The following is a 15307-nucleotide window of genomic DNA, read 5'->3' as shown; positions in this document are numbered from 1 at the left end:
GCAGAAGCACACGCCATTTCGTCAGGCACGATTACAGTGCGACAGGTGAGTGTGCAGATTTCCTGGTTGTTGAGACAACGCGACCTCCGGCTGAGTCATCGCGGCGGGCCCGAACGCAGCGGTGCCGCCATCACCTTCGCGCAGGCGACCGAGCTCACCGATCCGAGTCCGTGGTTGTCCGGCGGCGAGCTGATCCTCACGACAGGTCTCGGCTTCGACTCCGGCGGCCCCGCACTCGCGCAGTACGTCCGCACCCTCCGAACGGCAGGGGTTGCCTGCCTCGGATTCGGAACCGGTCTCTCGCACAGCGTGATTCCACGAGAACTTCTCGACGCGGCAGACGAGGTCGGGCTACCCGTCGTCGAGGTTCCCTACGACACTCCTTTCGCCGCGGTCATTCGGGCGGTCACCACACGCATCGCCGAGCAGGAGTACGAGGAAGTCCTGCGGGCGGCGTCGGTACAGAGCCGCATCACCCGCGCCGCACTGCACGGCGGCGTCGACGCGATCGTGCGCGAATTGGCAGTCGCCACGTCCACCTCCGTCGCGCTCATCGGACATCGCACCGAGTCGTTCCATCCGGTCGACGCGGCGGATCTGATCGCGCAGGCCCGCGAGATTGCCGCCAGTATCCGTCCGTCGTCGTCGCCCGCGACGGTGTCGGTGAGCGAGCCGGGCCGCACCGTGAGCCTGCACTCGGTACCGATCACCGCCAGTGCGCCGAGCTTTCTCGCGATTCGCACGAAGGGGCCCGTGACGGGAGTCGAGCAGATATTGCTCGGGCATGCGGTGTCGCTGATAACCCTCGAACTGGAAAAGCCCGCGCGCCTGCGCGCGGAGCAGACGGCCCTCAACTCGCGTGCGCTCGGACTTCTCCTCGACGGGCATCTCCTGTCCCCCGGTGACACGCAGGTACCGAGCTATCTCGCCGATGCGGCCGACGACGACTCACGCATCACCGTGGTGGTTCTCCGCGGCGCGACGGGGCGGACGGGTTCCATCGCCGATGCCGTCGATGCTCAGTTCCGCGCCCACGCACGGCCGACGTTCGTCAGGTCCACCGACGACGGCGCCGAGATGCTGCTACCCGGCGGCGACGCGAATTTCGTTGCGCAGCTGATGAATTCTCTTCCCCGTTCGGTGTGTGCGGGGGTCGGCACCGACATGCACATCACCGAGGCCCCCACCGCGCTGAGACAAGCGCGGCTCGCGTGCGCGGCGGCCGGTCCCGGTGATCGGGTCGTCCACTTCACCGGGTCGATGCTGCTGGCGTCGGAACCGGTTCGGGAATCGTTGCGTGCCATGGCTGCCGTCACCATCGCCGTCCTGGCCGAGTACGACCGCACTCACACCGCGGATCTGGTGGGTTCGCTTCGGGCGTTCCTGGAGGCCAACGGGCACTGGGAAACCGCAGCTGCCCACCTGTCGGTGCATCGTCACACCTTGCGCAACCGCATCACACGATGCGAGGAATTGCTGGGGGTGGATCTCACGTCGGCGCGGGTGCGAGCGGAATTGTTGCTCTCCCTACTCGCGGCATGAGAGCGCCCCTCTGTGTCAGGATTTCGCGATGACCACCCCTCGTCCTGAACCCCAGATATCCGTCGCCACCGCGAAGTCGGTTCGGCTCGGAGTGCTGCTGGCGGCAGTCGGCGGATTTCTGGATGCGTACACCTACGTCACTCGCGGCGGTGTGTTCGCCGGCGCCCAGACCGGCAACGTGGTACTGCTCGGCGTGGACGTGGCGGGCGGGCGTTGGGTGGAGGCGCTGGTGTTCCTGCCGCCGTTGACGGCGTTCGTTCTGGGTGTCATGACGGCGGAGTTCATCGCGTTGCCTGCGATCGAGAGGATCGTGCGCAGGCCGGTGCGGGCTGTGCTCTGCTACGAGATCCTGGTTCTGGTGATCGTCGGGTTTCTGCCGGCAACGGTTCCCGATGCGGTGGTGTCGGTCATCCTCGCGCATGTCGCGGGCGTGCAGGTGACGACCTTTCGGGTGTTGGTGGATTCGCCGTTCAACACGACGATGACGACCGGCAACCTCCGCACCATGGCCATGGCGGCGTTTCATCGTGTGGTCGAGCATGATCGGGAGGCGGGGATTCGGGCTCGGCGGTTCGGCACGGTCATCGCCGGATTTCTCGGCGGCGCTGTACTCGGCGCAGTGTCGGTGGAGCTGTTCGCTCTGCGCGCGATCTGGGCGGTGGCCGTCATGCTGATCGTCGCGCTGGCACTGTTCGTGTTCGACGAGCGCCCACCTCGATCGGCTGCAGCGAAGCGTTAGTCGCCCAGTCGAAGCGGCGCGATGGAGTCGAAGACGTCCCCCGGGCCCGGGTTGTCCGGTGCCGAGGTGCCACCCAGATGATGTACGACGCCCCACACCGCGTTCAGTGCTGTGTGAATCGCGCCCTCCGCCCAACCGGCGGTCCACGAGATGTCGTCGCCGGCAAGGAAGATGCCGCGGTGTCGGGGTTCGAGTTCGTCCTGCACGAAGTGGGTGAACAGTCTTTCCTGATAGCGGTAGTGCCCCGGCAGGTTGGCCTTGAACGCACCCATGAAGTCGCGCTCGGTCTCCCAGGACAGCGTCACCGGAGTCGAGATGATGTGGCTGCGGAAGTCGACGCCCGGGTAGATCTCCTCGAGCGATCGCAACATGATGTTCATGCGTTCGGTGGGATCGAGAGCCAGCAGTTTGAGCGAGTCGTCGGACCAGGTGTAGGACAGGCAGATCAGCCCCGGCTTTCCTTCGCCCTGATCGAGAAGGTATGTGCCGCGGCTCATCCGGTCGGTCAGCGTCATGCTGACCAGATCACGCCCGGTCACCGGGTCCTTGTCTTTCCAGAACGGCCGATCGACGAGTGCGAAGACCTTCGTCGACCCCATGTAGTGGGTACGTTCGATGGCGGTCCAGTGGTCGATCGGGAACAGATCGTCGTCGCACCTGATGTTGCTGAGCAACATCCAACTCTGCGCGGTCACGACCGCGGCCGCGTACGTCCGAATGTTTCCTCGGTCGTCGTGGATCGTCGTGCCGCCCCCGGTGCGCCTGATCTCGGTGACGCGCGGCATCGTGGTGCCGCCGTTCACCGAGGAGACCGACGTACCCGCCGGCCAGTGCGCCAGGTCCGCGGGTGTGTCGGTCCACAACCGCATCGGCAGCTGCTGTGACCCGCCGACTATGCCGCGGTGGTGATCGTCGGCTGCGGTGATGACGACACGAAGGATCTCGAGAATGGAGTTGGGATAGTCGGTGTCCCAACCTCCTGTTCCGAAACCGACCTGGCCGAACAACTCTCGCATGCGAAACGACGAGAAATGCTCGGACGCAGCGAGAAATCCGTAGAAGGTCTGATCGTCGAATTTCACGATCAGTTCGTTCCAGATGCGTTTGATCTCGGCCGCGTCCCGCCGGCGGATGGCGCGCTGCAACGGAATCAGTTCGGCGTGCTCCTCGAGCGTTCTGTTCCATGCGTCGGCGACCTCGGCGAAGATCGGCGGGAGATCCTCGAGCTTGCGGGCGTAGTGGCTGGTGCCCTTGAGATCGATCACCGTACTGGGGGTCGCCTCGGCCAACGGGTTCGGGAACGGCGTCGTCTCGAGCCCGACGGAGTCGAGGTAGTGGAACAACGCGGTCGAGGACGGCGGAAACCGCATCGCGCCCATCTCGGCCACCACACCCGGATGTCCCTCGAACGGCACCGATCGCATGCGGCCGCCGATCCGATCCGATTCGTAGACAACCGGTTCCAGGCCGAGCCGAAGCAACTCGCGAGCCACGACCATTCCTGCGAGTCCGCCGCCGACCACCGCGACTCGGGTACCGAGTGCAGCGTCGGGAACGCTACCCAGGCCGGCCGGGTGGGCGAGGTAATCGTCGTAAGCGAACGGAAAGTCCGGCCCGAACATGGTGAGCGGTTGTTCGTCCTCGGGCTCGATCGCGCTGTCCGGGGTGACGGGTGTGGTCATCTGTCGTTCTCCTGCTCGGCTCGTACCGGGCCTGCGGTCCCTGCGGGACGAGGAGCCGTCCGATACAGATCCGGACGTCGGTCGGAAAGGTGGGTGTTGATCGCTCGGGACCTGTCGAGGTCGGCGGGGTCCAAGTGCACCGTCAACAGTTGCTCGTGCACACCGGCTCTGGCGATGTCGGTGCCATCGGGAGAAACGGCGCACGTCAGGCCGCAATAGGTCAGAGTCGACTCGGTGCCGCAGCGGTTGACGTAGGTGACGAACACCTGACTCTCGTAGGCCCGCGTGGGAACCACGTGGGTTGCGATGATCTCGAACGGCGACATCAGACCGGTCGGGACGATCAACCATTGCGTACCCGCGTCGGCGTGCGCGCGGACGGTCTCCGGAAATTCGACGTCGTAGCAGGTGAGCAGACCGCAGCGCAGATCTCCGAAGTCGAACTGCACCACCAACTTCTGGCCTGGGGTGAAGTGGGCACGATCGAGCTCACCGAACAGGTGCGTCTTGCGGTACCGCGCCAGCGATTTACCGGTCGCATCGACGACCTGAACGGCGTTGTACACCGACTCGCCGCTGCGTTCGGGATATCCGTACACGATCGCGACGCCGTGAGCACGGGCGATCTGTGCGACCCTCCCGAAGATCGGCCCGTCGAACGGTTCGGCACGATCGACGACGAGTTCACCGATGTCGTAACCGCTGACCGACATCTCCGGAGTGACCAGGATCGATGCACCTGCCGCCGCGGCTGCCGCAGCCGCAGCATCGAGTGCCGTCAGGTTGGCCTCGACATCGCCGGAGTCCTCCGGCCCCTGATAGAGCGAGACGGTGTTCGTCACCGATGCAACCCCGGCTTTCCGATCGGTAATTCTTCGGGCAGTGCCGGTGCCAGTACCCACAACACTCGCGCCCCACCGCTGCTGTCGCTGCGGAAACTGTGCCGACGGCGCGGCGAGAACGTGAAGGCGTCCCCCGCCCCGAGAGAGATGTCGTCCCCGCCGAAGTCCGCGCCGGGATCGGCTTCGAAGATCACCCGTAGCTCGCCGTCGATCACGTACACGAAGCTCACGTCGAGCGGCAGCGTGTACGCCTCGGACCCACTTCCGCCGCCGTGTTCGATATGCCCCAACAACACCTGCACGCGACGCTCCCCTACCGGCGTCAGCAGATACTCGGTCATCTGTTCTCCACCGAACATGATGCGCGGCAACGACTGTGCGCGTACCACTTCGCCGACGGGTGCGTCGTCGAACAGCGAGCCGACCGGTACGTCGAGCGCGGCGCAGACTCTAACCAGGGATGCGACCGATGCGTTCACCTGATCGCGCTCGAGCTTGGACAGATACCCCTTGGTGACCCCGCAGGTGTAGGCGAGCGCGTCGAGCGTCAGCCGCTTCTTCAGGCGCGCCTCCTTCAGGCGCGCACCGATTCGTGGCGCATCGACGTCGACCTGCGCGGCTGAAGACACCCTTTTCGCCTTTCAGGAAACTTGTGTTGACAAGACCGAGCATCAGAGTAACGCTTGCCGAGCGACATGGTCGACCTTTCGACGGCCGGGCGCTCGACTGCGGAGGGACATCTCGATGAATGCGAACAACCCGGAACACACCCCGGTCGGCCCGCTCGACGCCACCAAGGTCCCCCGTTACGCCGAACCGACGACATTCGCGCGACTCCCCCGGCTCGACGAGGTGTCGCGGGCAGACGTGACGATTCTCGGCGTGCCGTTCGATTCGGGGGTGAGCTACCGGCCGGGTGCGCGCTTCGGACCCGGCCACATCCGTGCGGCGTCGAAACTGTTGCGGCCGTACAACCCTGCCCTGCAGGTCTCGCCGTTCGCACGCCAACAGGTAGCCGACTTCGGCGACATCGGGGTCAATCCGTTCGACATCACCGAAGCGCTGCAGACCGTGCACGATGCCGTGACGGACCTGCGTGCCGACGGCTCTTCGGTGCTGACTCTCGGCGGCGACCACACCATCGCGCTCCCGATCCTGCGTTCGCTCGCGCGTGATCACGGGCCGATTGCGGTGTTGCACTTCGACGCCCACCTCGATACCTGGGATACGTATTTCGGTGCGCCGTACACACACGGGACGCCGTTTCGGCGGGCGAGCGAGGAAGGGCTCATCGACCTCGAACGCTCCCAGCACATCGGTATCCGCGGCCCTCTCTACAGTGAGCAGGACCTCGAGGACGACCGGGTGCTCGGCTTCCAGGTGATTCGTTCCGACGACTACGAGGTCGACGGCGTGGCCAGCATCGTCGAGCGGATGCGTCGTCGCCTCGACGGTGGCCCGGTCTACGTCTCGGTCGACATCGACGTTCTCGATCCCGCGCACGCTCCGGGCACCGGCACACCCGAGGCCGGCGGGATGACCTCGCGCGAGTTGCTCAACACGCTGCGCGGTCTAGTCGGGCTGAACGTGGTCGGTGCCGACATCGTGGAAGTCGCGCCCGCATACGACCACGCCGAGATCACCGGCATCGCGGCGGCCCATGTCGCGTACGAGTTGCTGTCGGTGCTGGCGCTGAACCGGTAGCGGGCACTTACCGGCGCGGCAACACCAGAATCGGTACGGGCGAGTGGCGGATGATCTTCGTTGCCCGTGAACCGAGAAACACTCGGGCGATCGGACCCAACGGCCCGGACGACCCGATGGTCAGCACTTCGCCGTCCTGCCAGTGCAGTTCGTCGAGTGCTTCTCGCCAACTGCCCGCGGTGGCCAACTCGGTGTCGACGCGGTCGGCCGGTAACCCCACCGCGACAGCGTCGTCCACCGCCGCGGTCAGCGCCTCGCTCAGTCCTCGGGCGAGCTCGGCCGCTACGTCGTCCTCGGCTCGCAGCCCGATCTCGGGCGGATACATCGTTGCCCCGCGAACGACGAACGAGGCCAAGCGAAGTGGCACACCGGTGTCGCGGGCCAACTCCGCTGTGGGCCCGACGACGCGGGTGGCCTCACTGTCGCCCGAGAACGCACACGTGATCCGCGTCAGGACGGCCCGATCTCGAATGCGGTAGCCGCGCGGGGCCAACGCGACGGTGACCGGCGAGGAATGCAGCAACTTGTCCGCGGTGGAACCGACGACGACTTGCCCGAGAGCACCGTCACCCGAGGAACCCAGAACCAGGATCGACGCCCCGGTGGTCTCCGCGGCCTCGGTCAATGCAGTGGACACCGAGCGGTGCGACATCCGGTGGAACGACGCCGCGACATCGGGTGCGCGTTCCTCCAAGTAGTGACGGGCTTTCGCCTCCGACTCGGTGGCCGTCGACGCGGCCCAGTCGGCGAACTCGGCGTCGACCCGGGCCATCGACGGCGTAGACCACGGCTTGGGAACCACGGTTGCCACGTCGATGTTCGTGGTCAGGGATCGGGCCAGTTGCGCACCGAGATCGAGGGCACCGACACTCCCCTTGCCGGGCGCGAAGGCGATCAGCACGCTCATTCCGCGACCTTTCCGACCGATCGAAGCGCCGAATGATGCCGACCCCACAGGAAGTAGAACGCGAGAACCACGGCGAGCCAGAGCCCGAACCAGAACCACGTGGTCCACCGCAAGCCGGACAGGATGTAGATGCACGCGGCGATGGACAGGATCGGTGTCACCGGGTAGCCCGGCACCTTGAACGGACGCTCGAGGTCGGGCATCGTCCGGCGCAGGACGATCACGCCGATCGCCACGACGATGAACGCGACGAGCGTTCCGATCGACACCAGATCGGCCAACTTGTCCAGCGGAACGAACGCGGCGAGGATCGAGATGATCACCGCGACGACGATCGTGTTGTTGACGGGGGTGTGAGTCCGGGGACTGACCTTCGCGAACGCCTTGGGCAGCATCCCGTCTCGGCCCATGGCGAACAGAATGCGCGTCTGCCCGTACATCGTCACCAGAGTCACCGAGAAGATCGAGATCACCGCGCCCGCCGCCAGAATCGTGGCCGGCCATGCCCGTCCGGTCACATTTCGGAGAATCTCGGCCAACCCGGCTTCTTCCTGCCCGGCGAATGCTGTCCACGGCTGTGTGCCCAACGCCGCGACCGCAACGACGAGGTAGAAGACGATCACCACGACGAGTGCGGCAATGATGGCTCGCGGCATGGTTTTCTGTGGATTCTTCACCTCGTCCCCGGCTGTCGAGACGGCGTCGAGACCGATGAACGAGAAGAAGATGGTGCCGGCCGCCGCGGTGACACCTGCCGCTCCGAGCGGCATGAAGTCCGAGAAGTTGCCGGAATCGAAGGCGGTGAATCCGACGACGGCGAACAGCGCGAGCACGCCCAGCTTGATGACGACCATGACTGCGTTCACCGCTGCGGACTCGCTCGCACCGCGAATGAGCAAGACGGCGCACAGAACGATCAGCACGACGGCGGGCAAGTTCAGGATTCCCGGATCGGCGTCACCCGGTGCCGCGGACAACGCGTGCGGGATGGTGAAGCCGAAGAGGTTACCGAGAAGTTCGTTGAGGTATCCGCTCCAGCCGACCGCGACCGCGGCACTCGACACCCCGTACTCCAGCAGCAGGCAGGCCGCAACACCCATCGCGACCACCTCCCCCATCGTCACGTATGCGTATGAGTACGTCGATCCCGAGACCGGCACCGCCGAGGCCATTTCGGCGTAACAGATAGCGGCGAGCCCGGCGGCAATTCCTGCGGCCAGGAACGACAGGACCACGGCTGGACCGGCTTCGGGAACGGCGAGCGAGAGCACGAAGAAGATGCCGGTGCCGATGGTCGCTCCCACTCCGAACATCGTCAGTTGGAACGTCCCGATGGTGCGTTCCAGACCACCGGGCTGCTGGTCCGGCTCTGCGATCGGTTTCTTGCGGAACAACTGCGAGCGCAGACCCGATGCGGGTCCGTTCGACGATGTCATGGTCGAGACTCCCAACGTGAAGACGAACGGTGCGGACCGAACCGTGCCGCGGGCGGTACAGCAGCCGACGCGAGGCGATTTCGGTGATTCTGCTCCCCGAGCCACCCGGTCGCACACCGAACACGCCGCGCGGTCCACGAGCTCGTCGTCGAGCCGGTGTCGGTGTGAGCGCCGCCTACCATTGACCTCGACTCGGATGGGAGACCCTCGAACACATGGCCACACAGCCGGACGCGACACCGCTCGACGCGGTGGCCGCGCAAGCGGCCTCGGACGCAGGCGGCCTGAACGTCGCGTTCCTGGGGAACTTTCTCGACGTCGTGACCGATGCGGTGGACGCAGGTGTTCCGCTCACCCGCAAGCAACTTCGGGAGTGCCGCGTACACGGCGACGAAGCAGCCCGAGCGGGTGTGGCTCTGCGCGCGTTGCTCGACCTCTACCTGTCGGCGGCGTGGCGATTGTGGCGCGAGTTGCCCGCCGTGCAGGCCGCCGCAGCAGACCCGGCCGGGGTCGTCACCGCGGGCGAGGTCATGCTTCGAGCCGTCGACGACGCCGCGGCCGAACTCGCCGAAGGCTTTCAGCTCGCCCGGCGGACCCTGGTTCGCGTGGAGGTATTGGCACGCCGCGAGTTCGTGGACGATCTGCTCTCCGGAACGGCCGATGTCGCCGGTGTCCTGGGACGTGCGCAGACGTTCGGGCTGGATCTGTCGAGTCCGCACGCAGTCGCCGTGGTCACGTCCACGACTCCGTTCACCGACGCGACGTCGGCCATCGGGCTGGTCGAACGCAGCGTGCAGGGCAGCAAAGGGGACGCCGATCTCCTCGTCGCCACCAAGCAGGGTCGGCTGATCGTGGTGTTTCCGGCACCCGATCGCGAGGCCGTCGACCACGTGCTCACCCGTGTGGGACGAGTCCTCGGTGCGTCTGCAGCCGGCCCGAGCGATACGGTCGACCTGCGCCGTCGCGGCGAATACGGACGGATACAGCTCGGAGTCGGTCGCCCACGCAGCGGCGCAGTCGGCGTGGCGGCGTCGTACCGAGACGCTCTGGACGCGCTCGACCTCGCGTCGTCGCTGGGGCTCGACACACCCGTCGTCGACGCCCGTGATCTGCTCGTCTATCGCGTTCTGATCAGTGATCGCGCCGCGATCGCCGATCTGGTCGAGACGTTGCTGACCCCGTTGACGAGCGCTCGGGGCGGAGCAGGCCCACTGCTGGAAACATTGCAGGTGTACTTCGAGACCGGCGCGAACTCGGCGTCCACCGCACGCCGGATGCATCTGTCAGTGCGCGCGGTCACGTACAGATTGTCGCGAATAAGAGATTTGACCGGGCAAGATGTGGGCAATCCCGTCGAGGCATTTGCGCTGCACACGGCAGTAATCGGCGCGATGTTGCTCGACTGGCCGCGATCCGGCCTGCACTCCTGAATCGCACCTGAGGCCGAGATTGCCGGAAGTCGGCAAGAAAGTCTGCTGAAACATGTCCGCAAAACAACCCTGCCTGCAGTAAAGCAAACAGTCAGACTGGAGTAGTTGCGGTCGAACCGCCCCACATACCGATCGAACGAGAACGTAAGGAGCAGGACAGATGTCGTCGTTGACACAGAAGTTGACCGCGTTCGCTCGCAGCCCTCAGGGCAAACAGATGATCGACCGAGCGCGCCGATATGCAACCAAGCCCGAGAATCAGGCGAAGTTGAAGCAATTGGGCACGAAGTTCACCGGTAAGGGTGGACGTTCATGAACGTCGTCCCATGGTGGGCGTGGGCCGCATTCGGTGCCGTCGTCCTGATCCTGCTGGCCATCGACCTGCTGGCGCACCGCGGCGCGCACATCATCGGCTTCAAGGAGGCCGCGTGGTGGAGCGCGCTGTGGGTAGGCGTCGCCATCATCTTCGGCATCGTGGTGTTCTTCACGCTGGGAACAACGGCCGGAGTCGAGTACACGACGGCATGGTTGCTGGAGAAGAGTCTGTCGGTCGACAACCTCTTCGTCTTCGCGCTGATCTTCGGCTACTTCAAGGTCCCCCGTGAGTACCAGCACCGCGTGTTGTTCTTCGGTGTCATCGGCGCCCTGGTCTTCCGTGCCATCTTCCTGGCCGCCGGTGTGGCCATCGTCAGCAAGTTCGCCGCGGTTCTGTTCGTCTTCGCCGCCATCCTGCTCTACAGCGCGTACAAGCTGATGAAGGACGAGGACGACTCGTACGACCCCGGCACCTCCATTGCAGTGCGCTTGCTCAAGAAGATCGTCCCCGTTCAGGACGAGTACTCCGGTACCAAGTTCTTCGTCAAGGAAGCAGGCAAGCGGGTGGCCACGCCACTGCTCGCCGTCGTGGTGGCGATCGAGGCCGCCGACCTGGTCTTCGCGGTCGACAGTGTTCCTGCCGTTCTGGCAGTGACCGACGACCCGTTCATCGTGTATTCCTCGAACGCGTTCGCGATCCTCGGCCTGCGTGCCCTGTACTTCCTGCTCGCAGGGTTGCTCGAGAAGTTCCACTACCTGTCCAAGGGACTGGCGATCATCCTCGCCTTCATCGGCGTCAAGCTGATCCTGCAGGCCGGGCACAAGGTGATCAGCACGTCGATCCCCGAGATCCCGTCCTTCGTCAGCCTGGTGGTCATCGTCGTGGTCCTGGCAGGCTCGATCATCCTGAGCCTGAAGAATCCCCCGGAGGAAGACAGCGCCGACGCGGTCGACAGGGCCGCAGCCGACAGTCCGATCGTCGATCCGACGGACGGAACCTCCACCGCCGGCACCTCGTCGACGGGTACGTCGGGTACCGATTCGCCTCGACTCGACAAGTAGTTCCGCACGACACATGCCCCGCCGGAATCGATCCGGCGGGGCATGTTTGTACTTCGCCGTGATGGGGCAAACCGTCGTCATGGCTGACAAGAACTCGTACACCGTTCCCGGACTCTCGTCGGACGTGGGCGCGCGCGTCGCAGCGATCCTGCAGGATCGCCTGAACGCCTACAACGACCTCCATCTCACGCTCAAGCACATTCACTGGAATGTGGTCGGACCGAACTTCATCTCTGTCCACGAAATGCTCGATCCTCAGGTCGAGGCCGTGCGCGGCTTCGCCGACGAGGTCGCCGAGCGCATCGCGACCCTCGGCTCCTCTGCGAAGGGAACGCCGGGCACCATCGTCAAGGAACGTTCCTGGGACGATTACTCGATCGGCCGGGCGACGGCGATCGAGCACCTCGGCGCTCTCGATCTGGTGTACACCGGGGTCATCGAGACCACCCGTAAGAACATCGAAGAGGTCGGCGAGATCGATCCGATCACCGAGGACATGCTCATCGGCCAGAGCGCCCAGCTCGAACTGTTCCACTGGTTCGTCCGCGCGCACCTGGAGAACTCCGGTGGTCAGCTCTCCACCGCAAGCGCGACCAGCGAAGTCGACGCTGCGAAGCAAGCCGGCTGACAAACATTTCTACCCGAAGCACCGGTCTCGCCGATCACGGCGAGGCCGGTGCTTTTCGTTGTGACAGAGCCAGATCACTCCGTCGGACGCGCCTCGTGGCCGCTGCGACCGTGCGTTCGTCGCTGTTCTTTCATCTCGGCCTCGAAGACGTGCCGACGTCCGTCGAGCAGCTCGTTCCGGACCGCCCGCTCGTGATCACGAAGTACCGTCCAATACCCGTCGTCGAACTCCTCGACGAGCTGGAACGTCCACCGCCCCTGAGCGATGTTGCGGCCGATCATGTCGGTCTCGAGTCGCTGTGCCAACGCGTCGTGCCCGGCGTCCGACAACGCGTCGGAGGCCTCCCCGAGCAGCAGATCCGCGTGTCCCATCAGCTGATGGAACGAGTACAGGTGGCCGCGAGCGCGCTCGACGTATTCGAGTGCCTCGGACAGTTTGCCCGTGGCTGCCACGGTATCGTCGTCCACTCCGTCGGGGCGGCGGTGCTCCGGTGCCGGCGTCTCATGCGAATGTGGGTCGTTCGTCTGTGCAGTCATGAACGGCACGTACCCGCATCCCGTGCCGGCAACACGGCCGGCAGTCCGATGATTACCGACCGCGATCTCGGGTATAGCTCCCATGAACGAGCAGCACAATCGATCTCGAGGAGTTCACATGGCTGATTTCATCGACAAGGCAAAGCACAAGGCAGAAGAGCTCGTGGGCGAAGCCAAGGAAAAGATCGGCCACAAGACCGACAACGACGACCTTGCTGCCGAAGGCGCAAAGGACCAGGCGTCGGGCAAGACCAAGCAGGTCGGCGACGACGTCTCGGACGCAGCCGGCAACATCAAGGACAAGTTCACGAACTGATCCATCGATGCAGCAGAACCCCGCACCCAGCCTTCACGGCTCGGGTGCGGGGTTCTTCTCTGTCACAGGCCTCCTGTCGGATTCGGCAGCGGCAACGGCCGCCCGAACATCCATCCCTGCCCCAAGCTGGCACCGAGCGCTTTCGCACGTCGCAGATGCCGACGCGTCTCGATGCCTTCCGCCAGCACGATCGCGTTGCTCGACCGAACGTAGGCGCGAATCTGTCGCATTGCCGGTCGGGATCGCAGCGGAGCTCGCACGATCGACGCGTCGAGCTTGACGATGTCCGGTGCCACCAGCGCCAGTAGATCCAGGGTTGCCGGTGTCGCTCCGACGTCGTCCATGGCCACCCCCATCCCGCGTGCGCGCGCGCCGCGGACGAGGGCCATCAGCAACGGAACGTTCCGATCCAGATCACGCTCGGTGATCTCGAGGACCACGTCGAGATCGTCGCCGATGGCGTCGAGGTGCATGTCGACGTCCTGCTCGTCACGGAAGCAACCCGGTTCGATGTTGAGGAAGAACCGCACCCTGCGGGAGTAGGCACGTTCCCTCGCCGCGCGCAGAGCTGCCGCGCGGCAGGCCACATCCACTCGGCCGACGAGTCCCCGTTCACGGGCCAGAGCAAAGACATCCTCGGGAAGTGCGCTGCTCGGCGACGGCCACCGAGCGAGGGCTTCGTAGCCGACGACATGTCCCGTCGACAGTTCGACGACCGGCTGAAACAGCGCCGCCACCGAATCCACCGACTCGAGCGCCGCGGACGCTGCCAGCACCGCGCCGTCCGAGACGGTCACAGTGATCGCTCGTCCACCGGGGTTCGGCGTGCCTCGAGGCGATCGGCGATCAGTGCTGCGTGCAGTCGCCGCAACCCCGACGGTTTCATCGGATCGAGACCGGTGAGTTGATCCACCCGCTTGAGGCGGTAGTCGACGGTGTTGGGATGCACCGTCAGCCACGTGGCTGTCTTCTTCCTGTTGGAATCGGAGTCCACGAAGGCTTGCAGCGTCGGAAGAAGGTCGACCGAGTCACGTAGCGGATCGATCAAGGTCACGAGGTGCTTTCGACCGAGTCCGGGCCGGCTCACCTGGTACTCGAACACCAGGTCCGAGATGCGGTAGGTGCCCGGCGTGTAGTGCAGCCTGCGGACCAGACTCAAGAGCTCGTACAGGTGCGGCGCCGTCACCGAGATGTCATCGATCGCTGCCGACCCGGTCGTCGCCGTCACTGCGACCTGGCCGGCGTCGGCAAGCCGCTCGACCAGTTCGTCGACGTCGGCACCCGGAACGTCGGGCAGCAGTACCGTTCCGCCCGTCGCACTGATGGATGCGATGGGGGCGATGTCTCCGTTGTGCGCTGCCAGGGCCGCGTGAATTCTCCGCAGCTTCCGTGCGGCCATCATCGCCGCATCGCCGCGCCTACCCCCTTCGTCGGCGTGCGCCGGAAAGTGCAGGGCCACGACGTGATACTCCTCGGCGAGCAGCGCACCCATCCGATCGGCGATTCTGCGGGCAGTGCCGTCGCCGGTCAACAGAGCGTCGAGCAGTTCGACGTCGTGCCGTGGACCGTTCTGCGCCAACGTGCGGAACTCGGTGAGATAAGCGTCGGACACCGCCTCGGTGACCACGTTCAGAAGCTCCATGATCAGGATCGTCCGGTCATCGCCCGCCGCGCCTGCCTCCCGGTTCACCGCTGACTCGGCGGCCCGTAGACCCAGCGCACAGCCCTCGTTGATCGCGTGCTGAATTCGGCCGAGCGGCACTCCGTCGCGGGCCCACCGCGTTGCGGCGTCCCGGAAGGTGTCCATGGCCCCCGCGATCGGTAGTCGACCGGAGTCGAGGACCCCTGCAGCCAGTTCGCTGCAGGTGGTCGCCATGTCGTCGAGCTCGCCCCGTGCACAGTCGCGCGGCGGCGGTACGTCCTCCGGATCGACGAAATACCGGTTCAGCATTCGCGCGGCAGTCTCCCGGGGCGTCCGCAAGCGGTCCGATGCACGTCGACCACCTGCGTACTCCTCCTGCGCCGTGTCCACACTGTCTGTTGCAGTCACCGAACCCCACCCCTCGTACTCGAAACCCGCGTCAGGTCATGTCCTTCAGGCGGCCGATGTCTGCCCACAACGCCCCTGCCTCGGTATCGAACCGTCCTTCCCCGGCCGAACCGTCGGC

Annotated in this window: 16 protein-coding genes; 8 read left to right on the top strand and 8 right to left on the bottom strand. The window is 65.3% G+C overall.

The window, feature by feature from the left end:
* Positions 1 to 45: 45 nt before the first annotated feature.
* Together ASH04_RS18370 and ASH04_RS18365 are read left to right on the top strand one after the other, a co-directional pair.
* Positions 46 to 1542 (top strand): PucR family transcriptional regulator, encoded by a 1497-nt coding sequence (locus ASH04_RS18370; RefSeq protein WP_057474293.1) that lies wholly within the window; start codon positions 46 to 48, stop codon positions 1540 to 1542.
* A 28-nt stretch (positions 1543 to 1570) separates the two neighbouring features.
* Positions 1571 to 2281, top strand: coding sequence for a YoaK family protein (locus tag ASH04_RS18365; RefSeq protein ID WP_057474200.1), 711 nt, complete (start codon positions 1571 to 1573; stop codon positions 2279 to 2281).
* On the opposite strand, the gene ASH04_RS18360 is transcribed toward ASH04_RS18365, so the two are convergent.
* From ASH04_RS18360 to ASH04_RS18350, 3 genes are read right to left on the bottom strand one after another with little or no spacing between them, the layout of a single operon-like run.
* Positions 2278 to 3963 (bottom strand): flavin monoamine oxidase family protein, encoded by a 1686-nt coding sequence (locus ASH04_RS18360; RefSeq protein ID WP_032371097.1) that lies wholly within the window; start codon positions 3961 to 3963, stop codon positions 2278 to 2280. The genes ASH04_RS18365 and ASH04_RS18360 overlap by 4 nt on opposite strands.
* Positions 3960 to 4805 carry a carbon-nitrogen hydrolase family protein gene (locus ASH04_RS18355; protein WP_032366256.1) on the bottom strand — a complete coding sequence of 282 codons (846 nt, stop codon included), beginning with the start codon at positions 4803 to 4805 and terminating at the stop codon, positions 3960 to 3962. The genes ASH04_RS18360 and ASH04_RS18355 overlap by 4 nt, the downstream gene beginning before the upstream one ends.
* Positions 4802 to 5434, bottom strand: a complete 633-nt coding sequence (locus ASH04_RS18350) for a helix-turn-helix domain-containing protein (protein WP_032366257.1) — start codon at positions 5432 to 5434, stop codon at positions 4802 to 4804. Before ASH04_RS18350 ends, ASH04_RS18355 begins: the two co-directional genes overlap by 4 nt.
* Before the next feature lie 115 nt (positions 5435 to 5549).
* Here ASH04_RS18350 and speB point away from each other — a divergent pair, with 115 nt between their 5' ends.
* Complete coding sequence (gene speB, locus ASH04_RS18345) at positions 5550 to 6509, top strand: agmatinase (protein ID WP_027496227.1); 960 nt, start codon at positions 5550 to 5552, stop codon at positions 6507 to 6509.
* A 7-nt stretch (positions 6510 to 6516) separates the two neighbouring features.
* Here the strand turns inward: speB and ASH04_RS18340 are convergent, their stop codons facing one another.
* Together ASH04_RS18340 and ASH04_RS18335 are read right to left on the bottom strand one after the other, a co-directional pair.
* The gene (locus tag ASH04_RS18340; RefSeq protein ID WP_027496226.1) at positions 6517 to 7416 is read right to left on the bottom strand and encodes a universal stress protein; all 900 of its coding nucleotides are present in this window, start codon (positions 7414 to 7416) and stop codon (positions 6517 to 6519) included.
* Positions 7413 to 8852: an amino acid permease gene (locus ASH04_RS18335; protein WP_032383632.1), complete on the bottom strand. Its 1440-nt coding sequence runs from the start codon at positions 8850 to 8852 to the stop codon at positions 7413 to 7415. The genes ASH04_RS18340 and ASH04_RS18335 overlap by 4 nt, the downstream gene beginning before the upstream one ends.
* 215 nt (positions 8853 to 9067) lie before the next feature.
* On the opposite strand from ASH04_RS18335, the gene ASH04_RS18330 reads away from it, so the two are divergent.
* The 4 genes from ASH04_RS18330 to ASH04_RS18320 all read left to right on the top strand — a co-directional run bounded on the left by ASH04_RS18330 (position 9068) and on the right by ASH04_RS18320 (position 12287).
* Complete coding sequence (locus ASH04_RS18330; protein WP_057474199.1) at positions 9068 to 10282, top strand: PucR family transcriptional regulator; 1215 nt, start codon at positions 9068 to 9070, stop codon at positions 10280 to 10282.
* Positions 10283 to 10442: 160 nt separating this feature from the next.
* The gene (locus tag ASH04_RS26990) at positions 10443 to 10598 is read left to right on the top strand and encodes a hypothetical protein (protein WP_167326732.1); all 156 of its coding nucleotides are present in this window, start codon (positions 10443 to 10445) and stop codon (positions 10596 to 10598) included.
* Complete coding sequence (locus ASH04_RS18325) at positions 10595 to 11659, top strand: TerC family protein (RefSeq protein WP_032371100.1); 1065 nt, start codon at positions 10595 to 10597, stop codon at positions 11657 to 11659. The genes ASH04_RS26990 and ASH04_RS18325 overlap by 4 nt, the downstream gene beginning before the upstream one ends.
* Before the next feature lie 79 nt (positions 11660 to 11738).
* Positions 11739 to 12287 carry a Dps family protein gene (locus tag ASH04_RS18320; protein WP_027496222.1) on the top strand — a complete coding sequence of 183 codons (549 nt, stop codon included), beginning with the start codon at positions 11739 to 11741 and terminating at the stop codon, positions 12285 to 12287.
* Positions 12288 to 12361: 74 nt separating this feature from the next.
* Here ASH04_RS18320 and ASH04_RS18315 read toward each other — a convergent pair whose 3' ends face one another.
* Positions 12362 to 12823, bottom strand: a complete 462-nt coding sequence (locus tag ASH04_RS18315; RefSeq protein WP_027496221.1) for a hypothetical protein — start codon at positions 12821 to 12823, stop codon at positions 12362 to 12364.
* 118 nt (positions 12824 to 12941) lie between these two features.
* Here ASH04_RS18315 and ASH04_RS18310 point away from each other — a divergent pair, with 118 nt between their 5' ends.
* Entirely contained in the window at positions 12942 to 13139 is a 198-nt protein-coding gene (locus tag ASH04_RS18310) for a CsbD family protein (protein ID WP_027496220.1), read from the top strand.
* Between the two features lie 62 nt (positions 13140 to 13201).
* Here the strand turns inward: ASH04_RS18310 and ASH04_RS18305 are convergent, their stop codons facing one another.
* Positions 13202 to 13936 (bottom strand): EAL domain-containing protein, encoded by a 735-nt coding sequence (locus ASH04_RS18305; protein WP_228139180.1) that lies wholly within the window; start codon positions 13934 to 13936, stop codon positions 13202 to 13204.
* A complete protein-coding gene (locus ASH04_RS18300) occupies positions 13933 to 15189 on the bottom strand; it encodes a PucR family transcriptional regulator (RefSeq protein WP_032371101.1) in 1257 nt (418 codons plus the stop codon). Before ASH04_RS18300 ends, ASH04_RS18305 begins: the two co-directional genes overlap by 4 nt.
* Positions 15190 to 15307: the final 118 nt, after the last annotated feature.

The sequence above is a fragment of the Rhodococcus sp. Leaf233 genome (assembly GCF_001426165.1).
In the GTDB taxonomy this organism is placed as follows: Bacteria; Actinomycetota; Actinomycetes; order Mycobacteriales; family Mycobacteriaceae; genus Rhodococcoides; species Rhodococcoides fascians.
This window is presented reverse-complemented; position numbering and strand designations above follow the sequence as displayed.

What these genes read in the sequence shown, in the direction of transcription:
- ASH04_RS18365 (WP_057474200.1), top strand. Translation starts at nt 1,571, where the DNA reads ATGACCACCCCTCGTCCTGAACCCCAGATATCCGTCGCCACCGCGAAG.
- ASH04_RS18360 (WP_032371097.1), bottom strand. Translation starts at nt 3,963, where the DNA reads ATGACCACACCCGTCACCCCGGACAGCGCGATCGAGCCCGAGGACGAA.
- speB (WP_027496227.1), top strand. Translation starts at nt 5,550, where the DNA reads ATGAATGCGAACAACCCGGAACACACCCCGGTCGGCCCGCTCGACGCC.
- ASH04_RS18340 (WP_027496226.1), bottom strand. Translation starts at nt 7,416, where the DNA reads ATGAGCGTGCTGATCGCCTTCGCGCCCGGCAAGGGGAGTGTCGGTGCC.
- ASH04_RS18335 (WP_032383632.1), bottom strand. Translation starts at nt 8,852, where the DNA reads ATGACATCGTCGAACGGACCCGCATCGGGTCTGCGCTCGCAGTTGTTC.
- ASH04_RS18330 (WP_057474199.1), top strand. Translation starts at nt 9,068, where the DNA reads ATGGCCACACAGCCGGACGCGACACCGCTCGACGCGGTGGCCGCGCAA.
- ASH04_RS26990 (WP_167326732.1), top strand. Translation starts at nt 10,443, where the DNA reads ATGTCGTCGTTGACACAGAAGTTGACCGCGTTCGCTCGCAGCCCTCAG.
- ASH04_RS18325 (WP_032371100.1), top strand. Translation starts at nt 10,595, where the DNA reads ATGAACGTCGTCCCATGGTGGGCGTGGGCCGCATTCGGTGCCGTCGTC.
- ASH04_RS18320 (WP_027496222.1), top strand. Translation starts at nt 11,739, where the DNA reads ATGGCTGACAAGAACTCGTACACCGTTCCCGGACTCTCGTCGGACGTG.
- ASH04_RS18315 (WP_027496221.1), bottom strand. Translation starts at nt 12,823, where the DNA reads ATGACTGCACAGACGAACGACCCACATTCGCATGAGACGCCGGCACCG.
- ASH04_RS18310 (WP_027496220.1), top strand. Translation starts at nt 12,942, where the DNA reads ATGGCTGATTTCATCGACAAGGCAAAGCACAAGGCAGAAGAGCTCGTG.